The sequence below is a fragment of the Mesorhizobium sp. B2-5-13 genome (assembly GCF_006440535.1).
Lineage (GTDB): Bacteria > Pseudomonadota > Alphaproteobacteria > Rhizobiales > Rhizobiaceae > Mesorhizobium > Mesorhizobium salmacidum.
The window spans coordinates 1-23,383 of record NZ_VFUI01000019.1; the positions used below are offsets into that span (position 1 = coordinate 1).

The window sequence follows — 23,383 nt, forward strand, 5'->3', positions numbered from 1 at the left end:
CTTCACCGCCATCGCAAATCCCTCCGAGCAATAATCGAAGTGAATCACAATGCCAGAATTGCGCAACAGGCCCCTTGTGGGAGGAGGAAGAACCCTACACCGCCCAAGGATCAGCCACCCTTGGCCACACTGGCCGGCTCAGCTTCGTGTAATTCGTCGCCGCCGGATTGCTGGGATACGAACTCGGCGCCGCGACATAGATGATCTCGGCGGCGATCGGCTCGAAGCCGGCGTAGAAATGATTCGTTGATTTGATCAGCAGTAGGTCCTTCGTCAGCGGATCGACGCCGATGTTGGAAAAGACATCGGGCTCGAAGGTCTGCGTGCGATTGGTGTTCAGGATCACATCGACCTCGGTGCCTTCAATGCGCACCACCGCTGACGGTCCCAATGTCACGCGGCTCGGACCGAAACTCTGCCAGCCTTCGCTGACAGCCTTCAACACGGTGACGCGCGCATCGATCGGCTCGCCCGCCTGCGGCCCGGCCTTGCCGCCGAAGCGCAGGTCGATGACCGCGCCCTCGCCCGCCGCCTGGCAGAAAGTCACCGCGATCGGATCCCAGATCGTCGCCACGCCGACGCTTGTGATGCCCCGCGCCAGCAGTTCGCGAAGCACTATGGTGCCGTCGCCGGGAACGCCGCCGCCGGGATTATCCCAGATGTCGGCGATGACCACGGGCTTGCCGGGATTTTCGGCACGAACGGCCAGCGCCCGATCGATGCCGTCGGCCGCACTCAGCATCGTCATCGCCGTCGTTTCGCGCATGGCATAGAGCTCGCGTCCCAGCCGCTCGGCCAGCGCATCGCCTTTGGCCTTGTCATCGTTGGTGACGACAAGGATGCGCGTGCCCATTTCGGGCACGTCCGCGGCCATGAAGCCATGGATGACCGAGACCGACAGCACGCCGTCCTTGCCGTGCAGCGCCTTGATGCGGTCGACGAAGGAGCGCATCGGTTCGCGGCTGGTCGGCAGCACCTGGATCATGCGGCAGTCGAAGGTCGACATGACGGGTTTGATCTCGCCGCGCGCCGCGGCAAGTCCAAGTTCGACGACGTGCTCGCCGCGCTCGTAGAAATCGGTGTGCGGGAATTCGAGGAAGTAGGCCATGATGTCGGACGCCGCCACGCGCTTCGGCGTCAGATGGCTGTGCGGATCGAACTCGCAGGCGATCACCACGCCGGGCCCGACAATGCCGCGCACGCGCTCCAGCAGATCGCCCTCGCAATCATCATAACCCTGCGCCACCATGGCGCCATGCAGGCCCAAAATGACGGCATCGACCGGAAGTGCTGCCTTGAGCTGGCCGAGTATCTCGTCGCGCAGCGCTTCATAAGTCTGCCGCTGCACGAGACCGCCGGGCTCGGCCCAGGTCGCGGTACCCTCGATCACGGTCAGCCCTTCCGCGGCCGCGCAACGGCGCAGCGCCACGATCGGCGAGGAACACAGGGTCGGTGTTTCCGGATGCTTGCCCGGCCCGGCATAGAACGCCATCTCGAACGAGGCCCGGTCGGTCGGCACCGGCGAGAAGGTGTTTGTTTCCGTCGCCAGCGAGGCGGTGAAGACGCGCATGAAAGCTCCGTAGACTTCTTGTTTTTCGCAATTCCGGACGGAAAACCGCCGCGCACTTTTCCTGGACCTGCTGGGATCGCTACTTGACCGCCCCGAGCGCCAGCCCCCGAACGAGATAACGCTGCAGCCAGATGAACAGGATCGCCACCGGCAAAGTGGCCAGCAGCGTCGCGGCCATGACGTGATGCCATTCGATCGTGTAGCGGCCGGCGACCAACGAGAACACCTGGATCGGGAGCGTGTAGCTCTCCTGGCTGCGCAGCATGGTCAGCGCCACGACGAATTCGTTCCAGGCGTTGATGAAGGTGAAGATCGCCGTCACCGCGATCGCCGGCAGGCAGAGCGGCAGAAACACTTTGCGCAGCGTCAGCCAGCGGCCGGCGCCTTCCATCCAGGCCGCCTCCTCGAGGTCACGTGGAATGGTGTCGAAATAGCTCTGCAGCATCCAGACCGTGAAGGCGACGTTGAAGGCCATGTAGATGAAGCCGAGCGCGGTGGTCGATTCGACCAGCCCCCAGGCGGCCATCAGCCGGAACAGGCCGAGCACCAGCACGATCGGCGAGATCATCTGCGAGATCAGCAGGAACTGGCGGAAGGCGCCGTAACCGGCAAAGCGAAAGCGCGACATCGCGTAAGCCGCAGGCACCGAGATCAAGATGGCGCCGAGGGTGGCGATCACCGAGACATAGAGTGAATTGGCCAGCGCCTGGCCGAAGCCGGTCGCCACCCACATGTCGGAAAAATTCGACCAGCGGAACTCGCTCGGCCACCATGTGGGTGTCAGCACCTCGGTCCGTGGCTTGACCGCCGTCAGGAACATCACCGCGAAGGGAAAGATCGTCACCACGATCAAGGGCGCCAGCAACAGCCAGGCGATGACGGTGCGCTTCAGCTTGCCAGTCATGCGCGCTGCTCCCGCATCGCGAGGCGCACATAGATCATGGTGAAGATCAGCAATATGGCGAACATCACCAGCGACACCGCCGAAGCCTCGCCGAGTTTGCCGATGCGGAACGCGAGCTTGTAGAGATGGGTGACCAGGATATCGGTCGAGTTGGCCGGCCCGCCCTGCGTCATCACCCAGATGATCGGGAACGAGTTGAAGACGTAGATGGTGTTTAGCACGATGGCGATGTTGATGAACGGCTTCAGCAGCGGAAAGGTGATCTCGCGGAACTGCTGCAGCGGCGTTGCCCCTTCCAGTGCGGTCGCCTCGTAGAGATCGTCCGGGATCGACGACAGGCCCCCGAGGAAGATCGTGGTGGTGAACGGCACCGTCACCAAGATGCCGATCAGAACCTGCATCGGAAAGGCGGTTCCGGCCTGTGCCAGCCACTGGATGTTGTGGTCGATCAGGCCAAGCCCGATCAGCGCCGAATTCAGCATGCCGCTTTCGCCGCTCAGTGCCCAGCGCCAGACCACCGCCGTCATGGTCAGCGACACCGCCCAGGGCAGCATGATGATGACACGGGCAAGGCCCCGGCCATAGAAATCGGTGTTGAGGATCATCGCCACCGGGATCGAGAGCAGCAGCGCGCCGCCGACCACCAGCAAGGTCCACAGCCCGGTGCGCCAGAGTGCGGCGACAAAATCGGGATCGGCGGTCAGCGCGGCGAAATTGGCAAGGCCGCTGAACTCGCGCAACTGACCGAAGCGGTTGACGTCATGTGTCGCGATCTGGATCAGGTCCCAGACCGGCCAGAAGATGACCACCGCCGCCAGGAACAGGCTGGGCAAGGTCAGGAGATAGGGCAGGAAGCGATTTTGCATCGGCTTGGGTTGAGTCCCGGTGCGCTGGATCTGAGTTTCTGCTTATGCGAATTTCGGATCCGCTGCACCCGGCAGGAAGTCAAAAATGTGGCGCGCCCCGCCTGAGTCGGGGGCGCGCCACGGGCGCAGGGAGATACGCCCTATTTCTTCAGCACCGCATTGGCCTTGGCCGCGGCGTCCTTCAAGCCTGCCTCGGGATCGCCGCCGAGATAGATCTTCTGCATGGCATCCGAGGTGATCTGGGCAACTTCTTCCCAGCCCGGGATGACTGGCGCGAAACGGGCATCCGGAAGCAGGGCGGTGAAGGCGGCGAGATCGGCGTTGTTGACGTAATAATCCATCTTGGCCTCTTCCTTGTTCACCGGGAGGAAGCCTTCGCCTTGCGTGAACTTGGCGCGCTGCTCCGTGGTGAACAGGAAGTCCATCAGCTTCCAAGCCTCGTCCTTGTTCTTGGAGTTCTTGAACATGATCATGGAGTCGGTGACGCCATAGGTGCCGCGCGCGCCGGTCGGACCGGCCGGAATGGCGGCCACGCCGTATTTGAGGCTCGGCGCCTCCTCCTTGATCTGGTTGGACAGGAAGGGCGCCGTGATCATCATGCCGACCTTGCCCTGCTTGAACAGGTTCTGCACGTCCTCGCGGTTGTTGGAGGTGACGCCGGGCTCGGTCAGCCCCTCGTCGATCATCGACTTGTAGAGCTTGGCGGCTTCGAGCGCGCCCGGCGTGCCGAGGCCCGACGTGCCGTCCTTGTTGAGGATCTCGGTGCCCTGCGACCACATCGCGTAATAGTAATAGACGTCGGTCTCGATCTCCTTGCCCTGCAGGCCGAAACCGAAGGCACCCTGCGCCTTGATCTTGCGCGCATCCTCCTGCAGTTCGGTCCAGGTTGCCGGCGGCTTGGCGATGCCGGCCTTCTCGAACAGCTCCTTGTTGTAATACATGGCGCGCGCCGAAGCGGCGATCGGCAGGCCGTAGGTCTTGCCGCCCATGATCGAGGGCGACAGGAAGGTGTCGATGAAGCGGCCCTTGAATTCGGGCGTGATATAGCTGTCGAGCGGCTCTGCGACATCCTGCTGGACGAAATCGATCAGCCAGCGCGTGCCTATGATGGAGAGATCCGCATTGGTGCCGGCGGTTATGTCGGTGGTCAGCTTCTGCAAGAGCACATCCCACGGCACCACCTCGAACTTGACCGTGATGCCGGGGTTCTTCGCCTCGAACTCCTTCTTGACCTGCTCGAAGTAGGGGCCGGTCTTGGCGCTGTATTCAGCGACGGTAACCCGCACTTCGCCGGCCTCTGCCTGCGCCGCGAAGGCAAGCATGCCCATTCCGGCCATCAGGCCGGCCGTCCATTTTGCAAGGTTCATCCGATCTCTCCCATTGGTTCGCGCATTCGCGCTCCTTGTGCCGGTGCTGACACAAGATTTATGTGACTTTCCTACATTATCGATGAATTCGCCGCATGCAAGCGGATTAATATGTTGCTTAATTACATCGTGTTCTTTAGCCTCCCGGCATCTGCCCGACCTGCGGGAGGAGCAAGCGCCGTGGTTTCGAGAGCCGAATTCGAAGACAGGACCGTCATAGTCACCGGCGCCGGTGGTGGCCTTGGCTCGGCGATCGTCGCATTGCTGGCCGACAGGGGCGCGCGGGTGGTCGGCTGCGACCAGTCGCAAGAGGCGCTGGCGAGCCCGCACCTTGCCTCGCGCCATGTCTTCGACCTTCTCGACCGGGCCTCGGTCGAAGCCACGATCGCCGCCGTCCTTGAAAAGGACGGCGTCCCCGACATCCTGATCAACAATGCCGGCTGGACCCGCGCCGAGACGCTTGATGCGCTGACGGCGGACAGGATCGAGCACGAACTCGACCTCAACCTGACCGGCGTGATGATGTTCGCCGATCCCATTGCCAAGGCGATGGCCGCGCGCGGTTCGGGCAGCGTCGTCTTCATTTCCTCCGTCAACGCCATCGCGCATTTCGGCAACCCCGCCTATGCCGCCGCAAAGGCCGGCATCAACGCATATTCCAAATCGATCGCCGTCGAGCTCGGCCGCCGCGGCGTGCGCGCCAATGTGGTTTGCCCCGGATCGATCCGCACCGCCGCCTGGGACCATCGCCTTGCCAAGGACCCTGAGATCTTGGGCAAGCTGCAGCGGCTCTATCCGCTCGGCCGCATCGTCAACGCCTCGGAAGTCGCCGAAGCGGTAGCTTTCCTTGCTTCCGACCGGGCCTCGGGCGTAACAGGCGTGGTGATGCCCGTGGATGCGGGATTGACCGCCGGCTGCCTGCCGTTCATCGACGACATATTGGGAGCGTGACCATGACCGACGTCGAGTTTCGCAACCTGTCGAAATCCTTTGGCCAGCACAAGATCCTCGAGGACATCAGCCTCGACATCAAGAGCGGCGAGTTCGTGGTTTTGGTCGGCCCGTCCGGCTGCGGCAAATCGACCTTGCTGCGCATGCTAGCAGGATTGGAGACCATCAGTTCCGGCGATCTCCTGATCGGCGGCACGCGCGCCAACGACCTGCCGCCGCAGCAGCGCAACATCGCCATGGTGTTCCAGTCCTATGCGCTGTTTCCGCACCTGAAGGCCTCGGACAATATCGGCTTCGGCCCGAAAATCCGGGGCGAGAACCGCACGGCCATCGACCAGAAGGTCAAGAAGGCGTCCGGCGTCCTCAACCTGTTCTCCTATCTCGACCGGTACCCCCGCCAGCTCTCAGGCGGCCAACGCCAGCGCGTCGCCATGGGGCGCGCCATCGTGCGCGAACCCTCGGTGTTCCTGTTCGACGAGCCGCTCAGCAATCTCGACGCACAGTTGCGCGTACAGATGCGCACCGAGATCAAGGCGCTGCACCAACGGCTGAAATCGACCATCGTCTACGTCACCCACGACCAGATCGAGGCCATGACCATGGCCGACCGCATCGTGGTGATGGACCGCGGCAGGATCCAGCAGGTCGGGGCACCGCTGGAGCTCTATGACCGGCCGGCCAACAAGTTCGTCGCCGGCTTCCTCGGCTCACCGTCGATGAGTTTTGTGTCCGGGGCTCTCAAGACGACGCCCGAGAAAACCTGGTTCGAGTCGGTCGGCGGCGGGCGGCTTGCGCTCGCCGGCAAGCCGGTGCCGGCAGGCAGTGCGGTGGAGGCGGGCATCCGGCCCGAGCATTTCATCGTCGGTGAAGCCGCCGGCACCATGACGCTCAAGGTTGACGTCGTCGAGCCGACTGGTTCCGAAACCCATGTCTACGGTGCCATTGGCACTGATACGGTACGCGCCGTGTTCCGCGACCGGCTGCCGGTCCGGCCAGGCGACCTGCTGCCGGTCTCCGTCGATCCCGGCAACATCCATCTGTTCGACACGGCGACGGGCCTGCCTCTGAGATGACGACGGAAACTCGGATATGAAGACGCCTGCCGACATCATCACCCGGCTGCAGCTGATGTCGCAGGACGGCACCAAGTCGGATCGCCGACTGGCAAGTCTTGTCATGTCCGACCTCGACTTCGCCTCGAAGGCCGCGATCTCCGAGATCGCCGCGCGCGTCGGCGTCAGTGAGCCGACGGTGACCCGTTTTTGCCGCAATCTCGGCTGCGAGGGCCTGCGCGACTTCAAGTTCCATCTGGCGCAGGCCATTGCCATCGGCGGCCAGTATCTGTCGCCGGAGCCGCTGAGCCGCGACGCCCGCGAGCAGCGCATTGCGTCGGCCATCACCGGAGCGGCTGTCACAGCTATCCAGCGCGCCAGCGAGAATCTCGACATGACGACGCTGGTCGATGTCGCCGCGCGCCTTGCTGCGTCAGGCAATGTGCTGTGCATCGGTTCGGGTGGCATTTCCTCGATGATGGCGACCGAAATGCAGAACCGGCTGTTCAGGCTCGGCCTGCCGGTTCTGGCGCAGATCGACGGGCAACTGCAGCGCATGTACGCCGCCGTCGCCACGCCGGACACCACCGTGGTCGCCTTCTCGGTCTCCGGCTATGCCCGCTCGGTCATCGAGGCGGTGCAGGTCGCCCAGCAATATGGCGCCGCCACGGTGGCCGTCACCGCGCCCGACTCCGCACTGGCCAAGGCCGCCGACACGGTCATCCACCTGCAGCCGCTCGAGGACGGCAACATCTACAAGCCGACATCGTCGCGCTACGCGCTGCTGGCGATCGTCGACATGATCGTGACATCGGTCGCCGAGACGCGCGGCCCGAAGGTGCTGGAGAACCTGCGTCGCATCAAGCAGAGCGTGAACACGCTGAAGGTCGACGATCCGCGTTTGCCGCTGGGCGATTGATTGAACTTCAGGCAGAGGATTGATCGCAGAGCGCTTCGACACGTCTTGCCAGCGCAGCCGGTTCGCCAACAATGCGCAGAGTCTTGAGCCGGGCCGTGCCACCTGCAACGACCGAAACGGCCGAAGCCGGCACGCCCAGCGCCTTGGCGACCAGCTTCTTCAGCGCTTGATTGGCGGCGCCGTTTTCCGGCACGGCGCGGACCCGCGCCTTCACGTGACTTCGTCCGTCCGCCGATGTCTCGACACTTTCGAGCCCGTCCACCGAAGACTTTGGCGTCAACCGGACAAACAGCTCGATGCCGCTCTCGCTAATGCGGTACGGCGCGCTCATGCGATCTTCAGGCCAGCAGCAGCGGCGCCACCGTGGTGAGAATGAACTGCCTGAGGAAGAACAGGATCAGCAGCAGGATGATCGGCGAGATGTCGATGCCACCAAGGTCGGGCATGAAGCGCCGGATCGGCCGCAGCGCCGGCTCGGTCAGCCGGTAGAGCATGTTGCCGATGCTGCCGACGAACTGGTTGCGCGAGTTGACGACGTTGAATGCATAGAGCCAGGAAAAGATCGCCGAGGCGATGATGACCCACCAATAGAGGTCGAGCGCCATGACGATGGTTTGAATGAGGGCGAGCATGCCGGTCTCCAATTGTTGCCGACATGTAGCCATTACACGCCAAACCGGCAAGGGCAGGTTCCGCATGCGACCTGCGGTCGGGTTTTCGGTGATGCGCCGCCTTGACAGGAAACCGCGTCCCCCGATAAATGCGCCATCCGCTGGACGGGGCTGTAGCTCAGCTGGGAGAGCGCGTCGTTCGCAATGACGAGGTCAGGAGTTCGATCCTCCTCAGCTCCACCAGCGGAATAATCGATTGTCCGCCTTTCCCGAGCGGTAACGCCCAAGCATCATGCGATACCACGGCGTCAATCCCCCCAAAAATGGCCAGATGCGATTTCGCGTTCCCAAGGCGAAATGGTTGTCAATTGGACTTATGGCGATGGCCTCTGTCCGGTAGACGCTATTTTTTTTGGAAGCCGCCCCATTAGACTGGCGTTCTCAAATCAGTTTTTTCTGTGTGTTGTGACAAGGCGTTTCGGCAGGGGCGACCGAAGGCGCTATACGGATTCCGACTCGAAATGAAGAAGCCGCCCGCGGAAGCAAAAAAGTGTCCATTCGCGAGAATCTCGCTGCAAATCTCAGGCGGCTCTGCAAGGACCATGCTTCCGTCAGCGCGGTGTGCCGCGAGCTGGGCATCAACCGCACGCAGTTCGAGCGTTACCTGCAGGGGCAGACCGTTCCCAACAAGACCACCGCCAAGCTGATCTGCGACTACTTCCGCGTCGATGAACCCGAACTGTACCGGGACCCCGGCACGCCTGAGCTCTCGGCTCCCGGCCTGCCGCCGATTTCCGAAAGCCTGTTCACCCAGATGATCCGCCCGCCCGCTCCGTCGATCGCGAGCGGCACCTATTTCACCTATTTTTCGATTCCGACCCGCGCCGACCTCCTGATGCGCTCGGTGACCTTCGTGCGTCGCGAGGCCGAATTGGTCACATTCCGCAGGGTTACCGGATGGTCGGAGCGCCGCGGCTCGACATGGGCGCGGGCGCGCGGCAACCACTATGGCGTGGCGATCTCGCGTCTCAACTGGATCTATTTCAGCGGCGTCAACCGCCGCCAGACAGGCGAGCCGTCGCTGATCTCGGTGCAATGGGCGCCTATCTCCGAACCGGTGCTGACGGGCAAGGCCATGCTTCTGACCGAAACCGGACCGGCATTCGTGTCGGTCATCATGCGGCAGGACATGTCCAAGATCCCGCCCAGGCGTGCGATCGGCATGGCGCACGTCATCAGGCTCGATGATCCCAGCCTCGACCAGCTCGTCGTTAGTCTCGCTCGGGAAGGGCTGGGCTAGCCGCATGCTTACGCTGAAAAAGAACAAGAATATCCCAAAAAAGCGTATGCCAGCGATCGCCCTACTCCATATCTGAGTAAAATCGATTTTTTTAGACTTTACTACCAAGAAAGATATTTTAGATCGTATTTGATTTACTACAATTTTAACAAAGGATTAACTCCTCGGACCATACCTTTCTTCTCGCGGATCCCTTTTGGGGATCCTTCAACAGATCCCATTGGGGGGGTCGGGAAAGGGACGAAAATGGCCAAGAAAGTCAACAATGCCCCGAAGCTGACGGTTGCCGCTGGCACGCAGACCGCCTTCTTCTCGCAGGGCATGCACTACAACAAGCGCTGAAGTCGTTCGGCGCCGACGGGCATTCGCCTGTCGGCGCTCCACATCCACGAACGGCATACAGCATTATGAAAATGCGCTCTTCAAAAACGCTCGTCTTCTACCCTGGGACCAACAAGGTCACGGCCTGCAACTTCCTGACCAGAAGCGTCTTCGAATGCAGCCCCGAAGTGGTCGGCCTCCTCGCTTCCTGGGATGAATGGGCTTCCCCCGCGGAGATCGCGCGCGCCCACGGCTGGTCGAAGGCCGACCTGAATGCCGTCGTCCCGCAACTGCTCGATTTCGCCGCCCTCGTCACCGCCGGCTCACCGCTGGCCGAACAGGAAACGCAATTCTCAGGGCAATGGGGTTGGGGTCTGCCGACCGCGCTGATGCATTTCTGCGTCCAAGACTCAGAGTTCATGACCATCGAACAGGCGGAGGCGCGGCAGATCGAACGCGCCGGCCATGTCGCGCGGCCAGACCTGCTGCTGAGGAATGATCCGGGCGCCATCCGGCTGCCGGACGCGCTGGCAGACAACGACCTTCTGGCCCTGATGGCCCGCCGCCGCACCAACCGCACCGCGGCCGCACCCACCATCACCTCGCGGCAGCTCTCCGATTGCCTGTTCGCGGGCATGGGCATTACCGGCGAGACCGGCAACTGCGTCGGCGCCCTGCCGCTCGGCATGACCCCTTCGGGCGGTGCGCGAAACCCCTACGAGGCCTATGTGGTTGCACTCGGCGTCGAAGGGCTGGAGCCCGGCGTCTATCACTATTCCGCCGCCGATCATGACCTCGGCAGGATCTCGGCCAACCATATGCCGAAGATTTCGGAACTGATCGGCGGACAGGAATGGGCTGACGCCATGCCGTGCCTCATTCTGCTTTGCGCCAGGCTCGACCGCACCATGTGGAAATATGAGGACGCCAACGCCTACCGCGTCGTGCTGATCGAGGCCGGCCATATCGGCCAGAACATGATGCTCGCGGCGACCAGGCATGGCCTGTCGGCCTGCCCGACAGCGGCGCTGAGCCATTCGGCGATCAAGCGCCTTCTGGGCCTCGACCGTCTCACCGACGCGCCCATCTATGCGTTGACCCTCTCAACCCCGGAACTTGATCCGCATTCGGCGGCTTGGTCGATCAATTAGCCGACTTAACATGTCTAATGTAGCCAATACCCCTTCCCAGAGTTCCATCCGATGACAGGAGCAGCACGTGTCAAATCATTCCTTACGTCAGTCAGAGCTCGATAGTCTCCAATATATCGCGACGATGACCAATGAGCTGGTGCAGATGGCCGAAGCAAGCCGTTTTCCCATGATCTCCTATCTGCTCGGCATGGCCTATGCCGAGGCCTTCGATGTCTTGCGCGGCGCACGGCCGGCCAGACATGCGCAGCTCAGCGGCAACCCTATGCACCCCAAGGCACACGCAAAAGGCAACCACGCTCAGCCAAGGACAGCGTAGCGCGGTGCTGCAAAACTTGCTGCCGCTGCTGGAAAGGTCGCCGCGGACCTCGGCCTGATCGCCGGCAACCCGCGACACGGACATTCATGCGCACGGATTTGAGGGGACCAGCAAATGAACATGATCTGGGGCGCGGCGGATGCCTTTCACGTCCATTTCGACTTCATGATGCAGACCATCGACATCAATGGCGTCGGCGATCCCAACCTTTGGAATCCTGCGCACCAAATGCCGTTCTACCTGGAACAGGTCGAGGCGCTCTGCCAGTCGATGAGCCGGCGATAGACACCGTTCAATTCCTGGCGGCTGCTAGTCCCGCAAACTGAACACAAATGGCGCCGTACGGCTGACGCGCGAGCCTAGTTCCGACGGCGGCGCCGGCACGGTGGCGCCCTGCAGCACCGCGAGCGCGGCACGGTCGAGTTCGGCATCGCCGGACGAACGGATCACGTGCGCCGATATCACCCGGCCTGAGGCATCCACGGTGAAGGCCACATTGGCATTGCCCTGCGCGCGTCGGGATTTCGCGGCACTCGGGTAGCGCTTGTGGCGGTTGATCCACGCCGTCAGCCGCGATTCCCATTTGACTGGGCTGACACCCGAAATCCCGGCCGTCGATTTCGGCGTCGCTGCCTTGGCGGCGGGCTTGATCTCGGCGCTTGCGGCACTTGCCGTCTTCGGCGGTTCCGCCTTTTGCTTCTTCGGCTTTGGCTTGGGCATGTCGACAGGCCTTTTGACCTTGGCTTCGGCCGGTTCCTTTTCCTTGCGCCGCTCCGTCGGCTTTGCCTGCGGCAGCGGAACGACAATCTCCGGCGCGACGGTCTCGACGATATCGGGGACGACCTCCTCCAGCGGCGGCTGGTCGACTGGTTCGACTTTCGTCATCTCCGTTGACTCGTCCGGCGGCACCGTCTCCGGCTCGGCAGCAGGCTCCGCTTGCTCGGTCACCTTGTCGGGTTCGGCTTTGGTGATCTTTTTGGTCTCTTCAACCGGCTCGGTCTGGTCGGGAATGGCCGCACCGAGCACCGCGGCCTGTTCAGGTAACGCCGGCGTCACCATCATCGGCGCCATTTCGATCATCAGGGCTGGCGGCGGTCCGCCATCCGGCAGGTCGGCTGGACTGAAATTCTGCACGGCATAGGCGACCGCGACGTGCGCCCCAAGCATCAGCACGGCCGCACATGCCCACAGGCCAAGATCGCGCCAGCCGAAGCGCGACAGGACCATCGTGGCCGAGGCGGCGGAGCATGTCATGGGGCAGCCGTCGCGCCTGGCACCGGTGCGGCGGCATCACTGGCGGGAGCGGCCTCCAGGCCGACCAGGGCGACCTTCAGATAGCCGGCTGCACGCAGCAGGTTCATCGCCTCCATCAGGTCGCCATAGGCGACCGCCTTGTCGGCGCGCAGGAAGATGCGCGTCTGCTTGGCGCCCTTGGTGCGGCTGTCGAGTGTGGCGGCAAAAGCCGGGCGCGGCACGGTGTCATTGCCGATCGAGAGCGTGAGATCATCCTTCAACGTGAGGAAAAGCGGGGTCTCCGGCCGCGGCGCCGGTGTCGCGGTCGACCCGGGCAGGTCGACATTGACATCCACCGTCGCCAGCGGCGCCGCGACCATGAAGATGATCAGGAGCACCAGGATAACATCGATGAACGGCGTGACATTGATCTCGTGGCTCTCCTCGAGGTCGTCATCCATGGTCTGGCGGATCCGGCTGCCCATGGTCTTGCGCCGCTACTCGGCCGCCACCGCCGTCGCGGGTGCGACGTAGCGGAAATCGAGGTCGCGGCTGACCAGCCGTTCGACGCCCGCCGAGGCATCGGCCAGGATTTGCCGGTAGCCGGCTATGGAGCGGGCGAAGACGTTGTAGATCACCACCGCCGGAATCGCCGCGACCAGACCCATCGCGGTGGCCAGCAGCGCCTCGGCGATGCCTGGCGCGACCACGGCGAGATTGGTGGTCTGCGCCTGCGAAATGCCGATGAAGGCGTTCATGATGCCCCAGACGGTGCCGAACAGGCCGACGAAAGGCGCGGTGGAACCGATCGTCGCCAGCAGGCCGGTGCCGCGCGACATGCGCCGCGACGCCGCCGCCTCGATGCGCAACAGGCGCGAACTGACCCGTTCTTTCAGGCCGTCTCCCCCGACATGGTCGAGCGCACCGGCCGAAAGCGCGGTCTCTTCCGCCGCCGCCCGCACCAGGAGCGCGCCGGGGCCGCCACCGCGGTCGAGCGCGCGGCTCGCCTGCTTCAATGTCGCGGCATCGCCGATCGCGCGAACCGCGCGGCGGATGCGCAGCTTGCCGCCGAAAATCTCCAGCGATTTGGCCAGCCATATCGTCCAGGTTACGAGCGACGCGATGGCCAGTCCGATCATCACCGCCTTCACGATGATGTCGGCGGCCATGAACATGCCCCATGGCGACAGGTCGTGCGGCAGGTTCAGCTCCATCGCCCCCGCAGATGCCGCCGGCAGCGGGAGCGCCGGCGTCACGGGTGCGGCAGCCGCCGGCGCGGCAGGTGCCGGTGCGGCTGGAGCAGCTTGTGCCGCTTCGGTCGATGCGGCAGGTGCCTCAGCTGCTGGAGCAGCGCCGGCCGGTTGCTCCTGGGCCATCGCGCCGGTCGCCGCCAGGATCACCGATGCGACAAATGCCACCAACAAACCATGTCTCAACACGAGCTTCTTCCTTGTCCTTACAGCGGCCCCGGTCATGGCATTTCTCCAGCGCGGCCGCCGCATTCCAATCCCGGCTGCGCCAGGCAAGGTGCCCGGCTGACTATGAAACATGAACTTATTAGTCAACATTAAAGATGACTGCAATGCTCAACAATTTGGGAATGCGCCGCAAAATCCCTGAAACGCTACGGCGCCAGTGGTCTGCGATATCCGCCCCGGGCTATGCGATGACAGGCATCCAGTGTCGCCGTGTCGATGCGGACTCGCTAGACTGATCCGGCAGCAAGGAGTTCCGGATGATCAAGGCAATACCTTTCGACTACCCCTATGACGGCAGGCTGGTTGCCGAAAACACTGCGTTGATCGTCATCGACCTGCAACAGGATTTCCTGTCGACATCGGGCTATTTCGCCAGAAAAGGGTATGACCTCTCGCCGCTGCGGGCGATCCTGCCGACGGTGAACCGCCTGATCGCGGCCGCACGCGAAGCCGGCGTCATGATCATCCACACCAGACAGGGCTACCGCGCCGACATGGCCGACATGACGCCCTACGAGAAATGGCGCCGCAAGCGCGCCGGCCTCGACGGCACCGACGTCCTGCTGCGCTCCGGCGCAGGGTTCCAGATCGTTCCGGAGATCGATATCGTCCCGCACGACATCATCGTCGACAAGACCTGCAACAGCGCTTTCACCTATACGGATTTCGAGCTTGTGCTGCGCGCGCAAGGCATCACCCATCTGATGTTTTCCGGCTGCACGACCGATGTCTGCGTTCACACCACGTTGCGCGAAGCCTGTGACCGCAATTTCCAGTGCCTGACGATCTCGGACGCCTGCGCCAGCGGCGACAAGCAAGCGCATGAAGCGGCGTTGCACATGGTGACGGTCGAGGACGGCGTCTTCGGCGTGCTGGCCGATTCGGACGCCGTCATCGCGGGCTTGTCGCGCCTTCCTTGCCGGACTGATCCGGGTGCCGCTACTCCAGCATGACGATGGCCTCGACCTCGAAGAGCATCGGGTCGATCGCAAGCTTGGGAACGGGAACCAGAGTTTGTGCCGGCAGCGTCTCGCCGAACATCTCCTTCGCGCTTTGGGTCAACACGCCAAGCTTGGACATGTCGTGATCGACGACGAAGACCGTGAGCTTGGCGACCTTGTCCGGCCTGGCGCCGAGCGCATCCAGCGCGGCGCGCAGATTTGCGTAGGCCTGCTTAACCTGGACGGCGAAGTCGGGTGACAAGCCTCCCGTGCTGTCTTGGCCTCCCTGCCCGGAAATGTAGGCCACCCGGGCTCCGGCGGGCATGATTACGGCTGTGCTATAGCCATTCGGCGACGGGTCGTAGAGGGCTTTTGGATTGACGATGGTCAACCTGGATTCATTCGCATTCGCTGGCGCCACAGTGGAAGCTGCCATGATCATGATTAGTCCTCCGATAAGCAGATGGTTGGTTGTGCATGACATGATTTTTCTTAACTCCGCGGACCGACTCGTACGCCATACGAGCCAGTCGCATGGTACATTATACGAGTCAATTGAGCGGGATCGACATTCCTGCCATTGCCGGCCAAAATCATATACTGAACAGAGAGGAAGATGGATGACCGCCAAACGCAGCGGCGCCCGGAGCAAACGGCCCCGACGGACGGAATTCCAGCCCGCGCCGGAGCCGCGCGGTGAACCGCACCTCTCGCTGGAACGCCCTCTCTCCTTGGAACGCATTGTCGCCACTGCGGTGGAACTGCTGGACGCACGGGGGATCGACGGATTGACGATGCGTCGACTGGCTGATCGCCTCGGCTCGGGCGTGATGAGCCTATATTGGCACGTCGACAACAAGGACGGCGTCTTCGATCTGGCGCTCGATTCCGTGCTCGAATATCGCGGATCGCCGCAAATAAATGCCGCTGAGGACTGGCGAGTGGAAATTGTCCATATGCTCGAAGACTGGCGGGCCGGCATGCTGCGCCATCCCTGGTCGGTACCGCTGTTGTCGAGCCGGGCGCTTGGACCGAACATTCTCAGCCGCCTGGAATTGCTCGGCAGGACTTTGTCCCGAGCCGGCGTGGCGGACAAGGATTTGAACGTCGCGATCTGGTCGCTATGGAACTATGTGATGGGCGCCACCATAACCCGGACGAGTTTCGACCTCGCGGACAGCGACAAGGCCGCCACGCAGCAGCACCACGCACATCCGGGCGAACGCTATCCCACGATCCAACGCTCTCGCCTGCTGTTCGACGACGATTGGGTCGGCACCTTCAGGAAGGGCCTCGATTTGCTTCTTGCGGGCCTCGCTCCCGGGAGATGAACCTGCCTAGCTGCGGCGCATCGGCCTCCCGGCGCGCCAGGGAGTTGCGCAGCAGCGCCAGTGTTTCCCGGCCAACTGTCGCGATCTCGTGTGGCGTGTCGACGCCGACGACCATGAACTCATCGATGCCGAGAGCCGCATAGGCAAGCAACGACAGCGCGACCTGGGCCGGTGGCCCGGAGAGGTCGACCGCCTTGTGGCCGGCGGCGGAAACACCTTGGTGGATCCTGACCGGAAGCGCGAAGCGCAGTTTGCCGGCACGGCCATATTCGGCTGCGGCGCCACGCGCCCGCTCCATCAATTGCCTGATGTCGTCGATCGAGCCTGGCGCCAGCTCGAAGAGATCGGCATGCCGGCCGGCCACCCTCAGCGCCGTTCCGGATTGCCCGCCCATGCGGATCACCAGGTCGGCGCCATGCGGACCCTTGCGCGGCACGTAACCGCCCTTGATGCTGTAAAACGCGCCTTCGTGATCGAAGGGCCGGTCGTTCGACCACAGCCGCTTCAACAGGACCAGATATTCGTCGATGCGCTGCCAGACGACGCCATGGCCGACCGGCCGTGTCTCGGCATCGTCATCGTTCAGCGGCTCGCTGATCATCCTGAGCGCCAGCCGTCCGCCGCTCTCCCTGTCGATGGACGCCAGCTGGCGGGCAGCCACCGTCGGGTCGATCACCCCGGCCCAATGGGTGAGCACCACTTCCAGCGAAGCGGTGCGGTTGAGCACCTGGGACGCAAGATCCATGTTGGTCAGCAGCCCGGCCGAATCGTCGACGACGATCTTTTGGAAACCGCCGTCCTCGATCAGCCCGAGCTTCGTCGCGGTCTCGGCGAAGTCATAGAAAAAAGGAACCGCCGCGTCGGCGGTCTTGCCGGGAATATGGGTGAATTCGATCGGCATTGTCATCTCCTCCATCTCTGGAATCACTGATGCTGTGAAATGCGGCCCTCAGGTGCGCGAAAGCGCTCCGGGATCCGGTTCATTCAACTCCGATTGCCTGAAAGCTGTGGGGCAACAGCCCCTGTCGATCCCTAGGGAATAAGGCCCAGCACGACTGCCCCGGTGAACACGAACGCAAGGGCAAAGACGAGATAGGCGAAAGCGCCGGCATAGGCCGGGCGAAAGCCCTGGGCATTGGCCAGCCTCTGGCCGTTGCTGTCGGTCTGGGCGTTCTGGATATAGGACATATCGACCTCCGTCTCGCCGTTTAATCTATAAAACTTGTAGACTTTGTCGATTGCTATTTTTGTGTCAGGGGCAAAATTATTTTCTGATTGATCGCCGAAAATTGGTACGAAATTGCTGTGGAGACATATCCAGGCGATGAAGTGATACGGCATGGCGGCATCGCTTCACGCGCCTGTTTCCTGCATTGGCCACTCGATGCAGGAGGGATAGCATCGCTGCCAGTGGCAACATGAAATCATCCAAAGGGACGTTGGGAGCAGAAAAATGGGCGAAAGACTGGGCGGCAAGGTCGCCATCATTTCGGGCGGCGCGACGGGAATGGGCGGCGCGGCTTCGGAACTGTTTGCCGCCGAAGGCGCCAAGGTCGCGATCATCGACCGCAACGGTGAAGCAGCTGCTGCAACCGCGGCCGCGATACGCGCGCGGGGACACATAGCCGAACACTGGGTGGCCGACGTCTCTGATGAGGCCCAGGTCGCAGCCGCGGTTACAGGGGCGACCGAAAAACTCGGGCCCGTCACCGTGTTGTTCAACCATGCCGGCACCATCGTGATAAAGCCGTTCCTGGAGACGACGCTGCAGGAATGGGATTGGTTGCACGCCGTCAATGTGCGCTCGATGTTCCTGATGACACGCGCCGTGCTGCCCGGCATGATCGCCGCCGGCGGTGGATCGATCGTCTGCACCTCGTCGATCTCGGCGGTGGCGGCGACGCCGAATGAAGTGCTCTACGACACCACCAAGGGCGCCTGCCACATGTTCGCGCGCGCCATCGCGGTGGAGTTCCGTGACCGCAACATCCGTTGCAACGCGGTCTGTCCCGGCTTCATCAGAACGCCGCACGGCCTGCGCGAGGTCGCCGATCTTGGCAGGCTCGGCGTCGATGTCTCGGACGCCGCACTTGCCGCGCAGCAGGGCCGCATCGGCGAGCCGGAGGAAGTGGCGAAGGCAGCGCTTTACCTGGCGAGCGACGAGTCCAGTTTCGTCAACGGCACGTATCTGTTCGTGGATAACGGCTTTACCGCGATGTGACGCATTCGGGTTTTGGGTCTTCGACCCAGGGACAGCTTGGCGCCTTCCTCTACCCGTCGATCGGGGGAGAGGAAAGGATGCCAAGTCCTATTCGCTTACCGCTCTTCCCGCCGAAACGGCTTCAGCAGTGCCGAGGGTGCCACCGCGTTGCGCGACATGACCGCCATCGCGATGATGGTAAAGATGAACGGCAGCATCAGGAACGCCTCGTAGGGGATATGCCCCAAACCGCTCGCCTGCATGCGGAGTTGCAAGGCATCGACGAAAGCGAACAGCAGCGCGGCCCCTGCCGAGCGCCACGGGTCCCAGCGGCCGAACACGACCAGCGCGATCGCCACCCAGCCGCGCCCGGAGACGACACCAAAGGTGAAGGCATTGAATTGCGCCATCGACAGGAAGGCGCCGGCGAGCCCCATCAGGGCGCCGCCGAGAATGACGGCCTGGAAACGCGTGGCAATGACGCTGACGCCGGCCGAATCGGCGGCACGCGGGTTTTCACCGACCATGCGCACCGACAGGCCCCAGGGTGTGCGGTAGAGCACGAAGGCGGCGAGCGGGATGGCAATGATCGCCATATAGACCAGCGCGAACTGGTTGAACACCGCAGGTCCCAGCACTGGAATATCTGAGAGGACCGGGATCGGCAGCGTCTGAAAACCCTCGATGCTCGGCGGCACCGATTGCTGGCCGAAGATCAGCCGGTAGAGGAAATAGGCAAGGCCCGACGAGAACAGCGTGACGCCGATGCCGCAGACATGCTGGCTGAGGCCGAGCGCCACCGTGAACAGCGCATGCAGCGCGCCCATCAGCATGCCGGTCAGCACCGCCACCAGCACGCCGAGCCACAGGCTTCCACTGAGGCTGGTGGCGGTGAAGCCGGTCATCGCGCAGAGCAGCATGATGCCTTCGATGCCGAGATTGAGCACGCCGGCCCGTTCGGAGAACATTTCGCCGAGCGTGGCAAAGGCCAGCGGCGTGGCGATGCGGATGATGGCGGCGAGAAAGCCGACCTGAAAAATCTGTTCGAACACCGCGCTCATCCGAAGGCTCCGACGCGACGGATGCGATAGGCGGTGAACAGCAGCGCCACCAGCATGGCGAGCAGCGCCGTGCCCTGGATGACGTCGCTGAGGAAAGCCGGCACGCCGGTCGCCCGCGACATCGCCTCGGCACCGGTCATCACGGCGGCCAGAAAAATCGCCGCAGGCACGACGCCGAGCGGGTTGAGCCGAGCCAGCATGGCGACGACGATGCCGGAATAGCCGTAGCCCGGCGAGATGTCGCTCATCACCTGGAAGTGCACGCCGCCGACCTCGCCGACGCCGGCAAGACCAGCCAGCGCGCCCGACAGCAGCGCCGTCGAGATCAGCACTCGCTCGACATGGATGCCGCCATATCTGGCCGCTTCCGGGTTTTCGCCGGTAACCCTGATCCGGAAGCCGAGCGTCGTGCGCACGATCAGGAACCAGATCAATGGGGCCGCGACCAGCGCCGCGACGACACCGAGATGCAGCCGCGTGCCTTCGATCAACACCGGAAAGTTCGCCGAATCCTCGATCGGCGGCGAGATAGGGTAGCCGCTGAAGCTGTCCTTCCACGGCCCTTCGATCAGCGCCATCAAGGCGTAGTAGATGACCGAGTTGAGCAACAAGGAGCTCACCACATCATCGACCTTGAATTTTACGCGCAGCGTCGCCGGCACCAGCGCAACCGCAGCACCCGCGGCCGCACCCGCCAGCGCCATCAGCAGCATGGCGAGCGGCCCCGGCATGGGGATAGCGCCAACAAAACAGCTCGCCACCGCACCGGCAAGCAATTGCCCCTCGGCGCCGATGTTCCAGAATTTAGCACGGAAGGCGACAGCCACCGCCAGCCCGGTGAAGATCATCGGTGCGGCGCGCACCAGCGTTTCGGTGATGGCATAACTGTCGCCGAGCGAAGCGGCGAACATAACCCCGTAGGATTCGAGCACGCCCGCGCCGGCCAGCGCGATCAGGCCGCTGCATAGGACAAGCGTGGCGGCAATCGCCAGCAGCGGCAAGGCCAAATTGAACCAGGCAGGTGTCGAGGTTCGGACTTCGAGGCGGAACATCAGCCGTGCCCCTCCGCGCCGGTCATCAGCAGGCCGAGCCGCGCGACGGTCGCGTCGGCGCTGTCCAGCGTGCCGGCGATGCGGCCTTCATACATCACCGCGATGCGGTCGCAGAGCACCAGCAGTTCTTCCAAATCCTCGCCGATGACGATGATGCCGCAACCCTTGGCGCGCATGTCGAGGAATTTTTCGTGGATGAAACGGGCGGCGCCAATGTCGAGGCCACGCGTCGGCTGCGACACGATCAACACCTTTGGGTCGAAGGCAAGCTCGCGCGCCAGCAGTGCCTTCTGCAGATTGCCGCCGGACAGCGCGCCGGCGCGCGTCATCGGCCCGGGACATCTGATATCATAGGCCTTGATCTGTTCTTCGGCGAAAGCGCGGATCGCATCCGGCTTGAGCAGCCCCCTGGCGGAGAAGGCCGATGTGCCGATGCGCGGCAGCACCATGGAATCGGCGAGCGGCAGATTGGTGACCAGCCCCGTCGTCATGCGATCTTCCGGGATGCGGCCAAGGCCCAGCGCCTGCACCTCGCGCGGCGAGAACCGCGATACGGTCTCGCCGGCGATGGTCATCCGGCCGGCATCGGGCGCGCGCACGCCCGAGATGACCTCCGCCAGTGCCCGCTGGCCATTGCCGGAGACGCCGGCAATGCCGAGGATTTCGCCGGCACGAACCGCAAGCGACACATCGCGCAGCGCCGTGCCGGAATGCCGCCAGGTTGAAATGCCGTCGAGCGTCAGCACACCGGCGCCGGGCAGCGACGGTCCCCTCGCCGGCGGCACGATCTCATGGCCGCACATCAATTGCGCCATCGCCGCCGACGTCGTGTTGGCAGGATCGTCGACACGGCCGGCGACGCGGCCATGCCGCAGTACGGTGCAGCGATGGGTGAGCGCCCGCACCTCATTGAGCTTGTGCGAGATGAAGATGATGCCGAGCCCTTGCGCCGCCATAGACCGTAACGCCGAAAACAAACCCTCGACCTCGCTCGGCGCCAGCACTGCAGTCGGTTCGTCGAGAATCAAGAGCCTGGCGCCGCGAAACAGCGCCTTGAGGATTTCCAGCCGCTGCTGCTCGCCGACCGACAGCGCCGAGACCGGCAGGTCGGGATCAAGCGTCAGCCCGTGCTGGCTGCTGATTTCAGCAAGCCGGGCCAGCCCGCCGGCGCGATCGATCCGCCCCGACTTGCCCGGAATACCGATGAGCAGGTTTTCCAGCACCGTCAGCCGTGGCGCCAGATGGAAATGCTGGTGCACCATGCCGATGCCGGCGGCCAGCGCATCGGCCGAGCTCGTGATCCGTACCGGCCGGCCCTGGATCAGGATCTCGCCGGCATCCGGCGCGTAAGCGCCGAACAGCACGTTCATCAATGTCGTCTTGCCGGCGCCGTTCTCGCCGAGCAGACCGAGGATTTCGCCCGGCGCCACGCTGAGATCCACGGCCTCGTTCGCCTTGAGGGCGCCGAAGGTCTTGGTGATGCCGCGCATTTCGATGAGGGGGGCGGACAAGGGCGCTCCTGAGAGGAATTGGCTTTACCATGGCAGCTTTGATTGACAGGGATGCGCTGCACCCCCCTCTGGCCTGCCGGACGAGGGGCGCCACGCACCGCCCCTCGAACCAACCCTCAATCCGAAACCGGCGTGTTCTCGTCCACGTCCACCCGGAAATTGCCTTCCAGGATCTCGGCCTTCTTCTTCTCGACCAGATCCTTGATCTCGGCGGGCAAGGTCTTGTCGAACTTGTGGAAGGGTGCCAGATACGAGCCGCCCTTGGCCATGCGCGAGAAATCGCCGTAATCCTGCGCCGTGTAGACGCCGGCCTTGACCAGTTTGATCGCCTGCTCGACCGTCGGGTACATGTCCCAGACCGGGCCGGTGATGACCGTATCGAGACCGAGGCTCGACTGGTCGGACATGTTGGAGATGGCGAAGATCTTCTTCTCCACCGCCGCCTCGATGACGCCGAAGCGTTCTGCATAGATAACATCGACGCCGGCATCGATCTGCGCCACCGCGGCCTCCTTGGCCTTCGGCGGGTCGAAGAAGGAGCCGATGAAGGCGACTTTCTTCTTGACGTTGGGATTGACCTCCTTGGCCCCGGCAAAGAAGGCGTTGACCAGCCGGTTCACTTCCGGGATGCCCATCGCCGCCACCGCGCCGACCGTGCCCGACTTCGACATCTTGCCGGCGATCATGCCCGAGAGATAAGCCGGCTCATGGATCCAGTTGTCGAACACGCCGAAATTGGGTTCGGCCGGCCCGGCGCCCGAGCCGAACAGCCAGGCGGTCTTTGGAAACTGCTTGGCGGTGCGGCGCGATTCACGCTCGGCGGCGAAGGCATCGCCCAGCACCAGCTGGTAGCCGCCTTGCGCATATTCGCGCATGACGCGGCTGAAGTCGGCGGTCTGCACCTTCTCGGACCATTTGTATTCGATACCGAGTTCCTTCTCGGCCTTCTGCAAGGCGACGTGGATCTGGTTGTCCCAAGGCTCCTCGATCGGAGTGGCGAAGATCGCCGCCACCTTCAGTTTTTTGCCCGCCGCGAAGGCCGCACCAGGCAGCATCGCCGCCGCCAGGCCAAGAGCGCCCAGCTCCAGCACGTTGCGCCGCGACAGTCCTTCGCGCGTCGAATGGGATTTGTTCTTCCGGTTTTCCATTGAAGTGCCCCTCTGTTCGACAGCCGTGTCGAGCCGGCTGTTCCAAAAATCAGACGGGGAACTATGGAACGGGTCAGCACTTTTGTCCACATGGTCA

General features: G+C 63.2%; 26 protein-coding genes and 1 tRNA gene. 11 read left to right on the forward strand and 16 right to left on the reverse strand.

Features of this window, described 5'->3' with window-relative positions; translation table 11 throughout:
* Nucleotides 1-94: 94 nt before the first annotated feature.
* The 4 genes from FJ434_RS23850 to FJ434_RS23865 all read right to left on the reverse strand — a co-directional run bounded on the left by FJ434_RS23850 (nt 95) and on the right by FJ434_RS23865 (nt 4,707).
* A complete protein-coding gene (locus FJ434_RS23850; protein ID WP_140751855.1) occupies nt 95-1,570 on the reverse strand; it encodes a M81 family metallopeptidase in 1,476 nt (491 codons plus the stop codon).
* 79 nt (nt 1,571-1,649) lie between these two features.
* Complete coding sequence (locus FJ434_RS23855; protein ID WP_027144543.1) at nt 1,650-2,474, reverse strand: carbohydrate ABC transporter permease; 825 nt, start codon at nt 2,472-2,474, stop codon at nt 1,650-1,652.
* Nucleotides 2,471-3,340, reverse strand: coding sequence for a sugar ABC transporter permease (locus tag FJ434_RS23860; protein ID WP_140751854.1), 870 nt, complete (start codon nt 3,338-3,340; stop codon nt 2,471-2,473). Before FJ434_RS23860 ends, FJ434_RS23855 begins: the two co-directional genes overlap by 4 nt.
* A gap of 140 nt (nt 3,341-3,480) precedes the next feature.
* Nucleotides 3,481-4,707, reverse strand: a complete 1,227-nt coding sequence (locus FJ434_RS23865; protein WP_027144545.1) for a sugar ABC transporter substrate-binding protein — start codon at nt 4,705-4,707, stop codon at nt 3,481-3,483.
* A 180-nt stretch (nt 4,708-4,887) separates the two neighbouring features.
* Here FJ434_RS23865 and FJ434_RS23870 point away from each other — a divergent pair, with 180 nt between their 5' ends.
* Genes FJ434_RS23870 through FJ434_RS23880 form a run of 3 tightly spaced genes read left to right on the forward strand, consistent with a single transcriptional unit; the run spans nt 4,888 to nt 7,629 of the window.
* Nucleotides 4,888-5,658: an SDR family oxidoreductase gene (locus tag FJ434_RS23870; RefSeq protein WP_140751853.1), complete on the forward strand. Its 771-nt coding sequence runs from the start codon at nt 4,888-4,890 to the stop codon at nt 5,656-5,658.
* A 2-nt stretch (nt 5,659-5,660) separates the two neighbouring features.
* Nucleotides 5,661-6,731, forward strand: a complete 1,071-nt coding sequence (gene ugpC, locus FJ434_RS23875) for a sn-glycerol-3-phosphate ABC transporter ATP-binding protein UgpC (protein WP_140751851.1) — start codon at nt 5,661-5,663, stop codon at nt 6,729-6,731.
* A 16-nt stretch (nt 6,732-6,747) separates the two neighbouring features.
* A complete protein-coding gene (locus FJ434_RS23880; RefSeq protein WP_140751849.1) occupies nt 6,748-7,629 on the forward strand; it encodes a MurR/RpiR family transcriptional regulator in 882 nt (293 codons plus the stop codon).
* A gap of 7 nt (nt 7,630-7,636) precedes the next feature.
* Here FJ434_RS23880 and FJ434_RS23885 read toward each other — a convergent pair whose 3' ends face one another.
* Nucleotides 7,637-7,960, reverse strand: a complete 324-nt coding sequence (locus FJ434_RS23885) for a DUF167 family protein (RefSeq protein WP_140751847.1) — start codon at nt 7,958-7,960, stop codon at nt 7,637-7,639.
* A 7-nt stretch (nt 7,961-7,967) separates the two neighbouring features.
* Entirely contained in the window at nt 7,968-8,261 is a 294-nt protein-coding gene (locus FJ434_RS23890; RefSeq protein WP_015315112.1) for a YggT family protein, read from the reverse strand.
* Between the two features lie 146 nt (nt 8,262-8,407).
* Here FJ434_RS23890 and FJ434_RS23895 point away from each other — a divergent pair.
* From FJ434_RS23895 to FJ434_RS29905, 5 genes are all read left to right on the forward strand, one after another.
* Nucleotides 8,408-8,483, forward strand: a tRNA-Ala gene (locus tag FJ434_RS23895).
* A gap of 307 nt (nt 8,484-8,790) precedes the next feature.
* Nucleotides 8,791-9,540, forward strand: a complete 750-nt coding sequence (locus tag FJ434_RS23900; protein WP_140751845.1) for a helix-turn-helix transcriptional regulator — start codon at nt 8,791-8,793, stop codon at nt 9,538-9,540.
* 413 nt (nt 9,541-9,953) lie between these two features.
* Nucleotides 9,954-11,012, forward strand: a complete 1,059-nt coding sequence (locus FJ434_RS23910; RefSeq protein ID WP_246678388.1) for a SagB/ThcOx family dehydrogenase — start codon at nt 9,954-9,956, stop codon at nt 11,010-11,012.
* A 67-nt stretch (nt 11,013-11,079) separates the two neighbouring features.
* Nucleotides 11,080-11,331, forward strand: coding sequence for a hypothetical protein (locus tag FJ434_RS23915; RefSeq protein ID WP_140510785.1), 252 nt, complete (start codon nt 11,080-11,082; stop codon nt 11,329-11,331).
* A 114-nt stretch (nt 11,332-11,445) separates the two neighbouring features.
* A complete protein-coding gene (locus FJ434_RS29905) occupies nt 11,446-11,616 on the forward strand; it encodes a hypothetical protein (protein WP_181166089.1) in 171 nt (56 codons plus the stop codon).
* 24 nt (nt 11,617-11,640) lie between these two features.
* Here FJ434_RS29905 and FJ434_RS23920 read toward each other — a convergent pair whose 3' ends face one another.
* Genes FJ434_RS23920 through exbB form a run of 3 tightly spaced genes read right to left on the reverse strand, consistent with a single transcriptional unit; the run spans nt 11,641 to nt 14,003 of the window.
* A complete protein-coding gene (locus FJ434_RS23920) occupies nt 11,641-12,585 on the reverse strand; it encodes an energy transducer TonB (protein ID WP_140751839.1) in 945 nt (314 codons plus the stop codon).
* Nucleotides 12,582-13,049, reverse strand: coding sequence for a TonB system transport protein ExbD (exbD, locus tag FJ434_RS23925; RefSeq protein ID WP_140751837.1), 468 nt, complete (start codon nt 13,047-13,049; stop codon nt 12,582-12,584). The genes FJ434_RS23920 and exbD overlap by 4 nt, the downstream gene beginning before the upstream one ends.
* 12 nt (nt 13,050-13,061) lie before the next feature.
* On the reverse strand, nt 13,062-14,003 hold the full coding sequence (exbB, locus tag FJ434_RS23930) for a tonB-system energizer ExbB (protein ID WP_140510812.1): 942 nt from the start codon (nt 14,001-14,003) through the stop codon (nt 13,062-13,064).
* Nucleotides 14,004-14,299: 296 nt separating this feature from the next.
* Here exbB and FJ434_RS23935 point away from each other — a divergent pair, with 296 nt between their 5' ends.
* Nucleotides 14,300-14,995 (forward strand): isochorismatase family cysteine hydrolase, encoded by a 696-nt coding sequence (locus FJ434_RS23935; RefSeq protein ID WP_140751835.1) that lies wholly within the window; start codon nt 14,300-14,302, stop codon nt 14,993-14,995.
* Here FJ434_RS23935 and FJ434_RS23940 read toward each other — a convergent pair.
* The gene (locus tag FJ434_RS23940; protein ID WP_181166088.1) at nt 14,982-15,467 is read right to left on the reverse strand and encodes a RidA family protein; all 486 of its coding nucleotides are present in this window, start codon (nt 15,465-15,467) and stop codon (nt 14,982-14,984) included. The two genes, FJ434_RS23935 and FJ434_RS23940, sit on opposite strands and share 14 nt — an antisense overlap.
* 136 nt (nt 15,468-15,603) lie before the next feature.
* Between FJ434_RS23940 and FJ434_RS23945 the strand changes: the two genes are divergently transcribed.
* On the forward strand, nt 15,604-16,314 hold the full coding sequence (locus FJ434_RS23945) for a TetR/AcrR family transcriptional regulator C-terminal domain-containing protein (protein ID WP_140751831.1): 711 nt from the start codon (nt 15,604-15,606) through the stop codon (nt 16,312-16,314).
* Here FJ434_RS23945 and FJ434_RS23950 read toward each other — a convergent pair.
* Nucleotides 16,265-17,215, reverse strand: a complete 951-nt coding sequence (locus tag FJ434_RS23950) for an LLM class flavin-dependent oxidoreductase (protein WP_140751829.1) — start codon at nt 17,213-17,215, stop codon at nt 16,265-16,267. The two genes, FJ434_RS23945 and FJ434_RS23950, sit on opposite strands and share 50 nt — an antisense overlap.
* 131 nt (nt 17,216-17,346) lie before the next feature.
* Entirely contained in the window at nt 17,347-17,502 is a 156-nt protein-coding gene (locus FJ434_RS23955) for a hypothetical protein (protein ID WP_140751827.1), read from the reverse strand.
* Between the two features lie 265 nt (nt 17,503-17,767).
* On the opposite strand from FJ434_RS23955, the gene FJ434_RS23960 reads away from it, so the two are divergent.
* Nucleotides 17,768-18,535 carry an SDR family oxidoreductase gene (locus FJ434_RS23960; RefSeq protein ID WP_140751825.1) on the forward strand — a complete coding sequence of 256 codons (768 nt, stop codon included), beginning with the start codon at nt 17,768-17,770 and terminating at the stop codon, nt 18,533-18,535.
* A gap of 95 nt (nt 18,536-18,630) precedes the next feature.
* Here the strand turns inward: FJ434_RS23960 and FJ434_RS23965 are convergent, their stop codons facing one another.
* The 4 genes from FJ434_RS23965 to FJ434_RS23980 all read right to left on the reverse strand — a co-directional run bounded on the left by FJ434_RS23965 (nt 18,631) and on the right by FJ434_RS23980 (nt 23,286).
* Entirely contained in the window at nt 18,631-19,575 is a 945-nt protein-coding gene (locus tag FJ434_RS23965; RefSeq protein ID WP_140751823.1) for an ABC transporter permease, read from the reverse strand.
* Nucleotides 19,572-20,627: an ABC transporter permease gene (locus FJ434_RS23970; RefSeq protein ID WP_140751821.1), complete on the reverse strand. Its 1,056-nt coding sequence runs from the start codon at nt 20,625-20,627 to the stop codon at nt 19,572-19,574. Before FJ434_RS23970 ends, FJ434_RS23965 begins: the two co-directional genes overlap by 4 nt.
* Complete coding sequence (locus FJ434_RS23975; RefSeq protein WP_140751819.1) at nt 20,627-22,138, reverse strand: ABC transporter ATP-binding protein; 1,512 nt, start codon at nt 22,136-22,138, stop codon at nt 20,627-20,629. Before FJ434_RS23975 ends, FJ434_RS23970 begins: the two co-directional genes overlap by 1 nt.
* A 116-nt stretch (nt 22,139-22,254) precedes the next feature.
* Nucleotides 22,255-23,286 carry a BMP family protein gene (locus FJ434_RS23980; protein ID WP_140751817.1) on the reverse strand — a complete coding sequence of 344 codons (1,032 nt, stop codon included), beginning with the start codon at nt 23,284-23,286 and terminating at the stop codon, nt 22,255-22,257.
* Nucleotides 23,287-23,383: the final 97 nt, after the last annotated feature.

Coding starts and splice junctions, on each gene's coding strand:
- FJ434_RS23855 (WP_027144543.1), bottom strand. CDS start 2,474: ATGACTGGCAAGCTGAAGCGCACCGTCATCGCCTGGCTGTTGCTGGCG.
- FJ434_RS23950 (WP_140751829.1), bottom strand. CDS start 17,215: ATGCCGATCGAATTCACCCATATTCCCGGCAAGACCGCCGACGCGGCG.
- FJ434_RS23965 (WP_140751823.1), bottom strand. CDS start 19,575: ATGAGCGCGGTGTTCGAACAGATTTTTCAGGTCGGCTTTCTCGCCGCC.
- FJ434_RS23935 (WP_140751835.1), top strand. CDS start 14,300: ATGATCAAGGCAATACCTTTCGACTACCCCTATGACGGCAGGCTGGTT.
- exbD (WP_140751837.1), bottom strand. CDS start 13,049: ATGGGCAGCCGGATCCGCCAGACCATGGATGACGACCTCGAGGAGAGC.
- FJ434_RS23880 (WP_140751849.1), top strand. CDS start 6,748: ATGAAGACGCCTGCCGACATCATCACCCGGCTGCAGCTGATGTCGCAG.
- FJ434_RS29905 (WP_181166089.1), top strand. CDS start 11,446: ATGAACATGATCTGGGGCGCGGCGGATGCCTTTCACGTCCATTTCGAC.
- FJ434_RS23940 (WP_181166088.1), bottom strand. CDS start 15,467: ATGTCATGCACAACCAACCATCTGCTTATCGGAGGACTAATCATGATC.
- FJ434_RS23920 (WP_140751839.1), bottom strand. CDS start 12,585: ATGACATGCTCCGCCGCCTCGGCCACGATGGTCCTGTCGCGCTTCGGC.
- FJ434_RS23960 (WP_140751825.1), top strand. CDS start 17,768: ATGGGCGAAAGACTGGGCGGCAAGGTCGCCATCATTTCGGGCGGCGCG.
- FJ434_RS23980 (WP_140751817.1), bottom strand. CDS start 23,286: ATGGAAAACCGGAAGAACAAATCCCATTCGACGCGCGAAGGACTGTCG.
- FJ434_RS23865 (WP_027144545.1), bottom strand. CDS start 4,707: ATGAACCTTGCAAAATGGACGGCCGGCCTGATGGCCGGAATGGGCATG.
- FJ434_RS23850 (WP_140751855.1), bottom strand. CDS start 1,570: ATGCGCGTCTTCACCGCCTCGCTGGCGACGGAAACAAACACCTTCTCG.
- ugpC (WP_140751851.1), top strand. CDS start 5,661: ATGACCGACGTCGAGTTTCGCAACCTGTCGAAATCCTTTGGCCAGCAC.
- FJ434_RS23945 (WP_140751831.1), top strand. CDS start 15,604: ATGACCGCCAAACGCAGCGGCGCCCGGAGCAAACGGCCCCGACGGACG.
- FJ434_RS23860 (WP_140751854.1), bottom strand. CDS start 3,340: ATGCAAAATCGCTTCCTGCCCTATCTCCTGACCTTGCCCAGCCTGTTC.
- FJ434_RS23955 (WP_140751827.1), bottom strand. CDS start 17,502: ATGTCCTATATCCAGAACGCCCAGACCGACAGCAACGGCCAGAGGCTG.
- FJ434_RS23910 (WP_246678388.1), top strand. CDS start 9,954: ATGCGCTCTTCAAAAACGCTCGTCTTCTACCCTGGGACCAACAAGGTC.
- FJ434_RS23970 (WP_140751821.1), bottom strand. CDS start 20,627: ATGTTCCGCCTCGAAGTCCGAACCTCGACACCTGCCTGGTTCAATTTG.
- FJ434_RS23890 (WP_015315112.1), bottom strand. CDS start 8,261: ATGCTCGCCCTCATTCAAACCATCGTCATGGCGCTCGACCTCTATTGG.
- FJ434_RS23885 (WP_140751847.1), bottom strand. CDS start 7,960: ATGAGCGCGCCGTACCGCATTAGCGAGAGCGGCATCGAGCTGTTTGTC.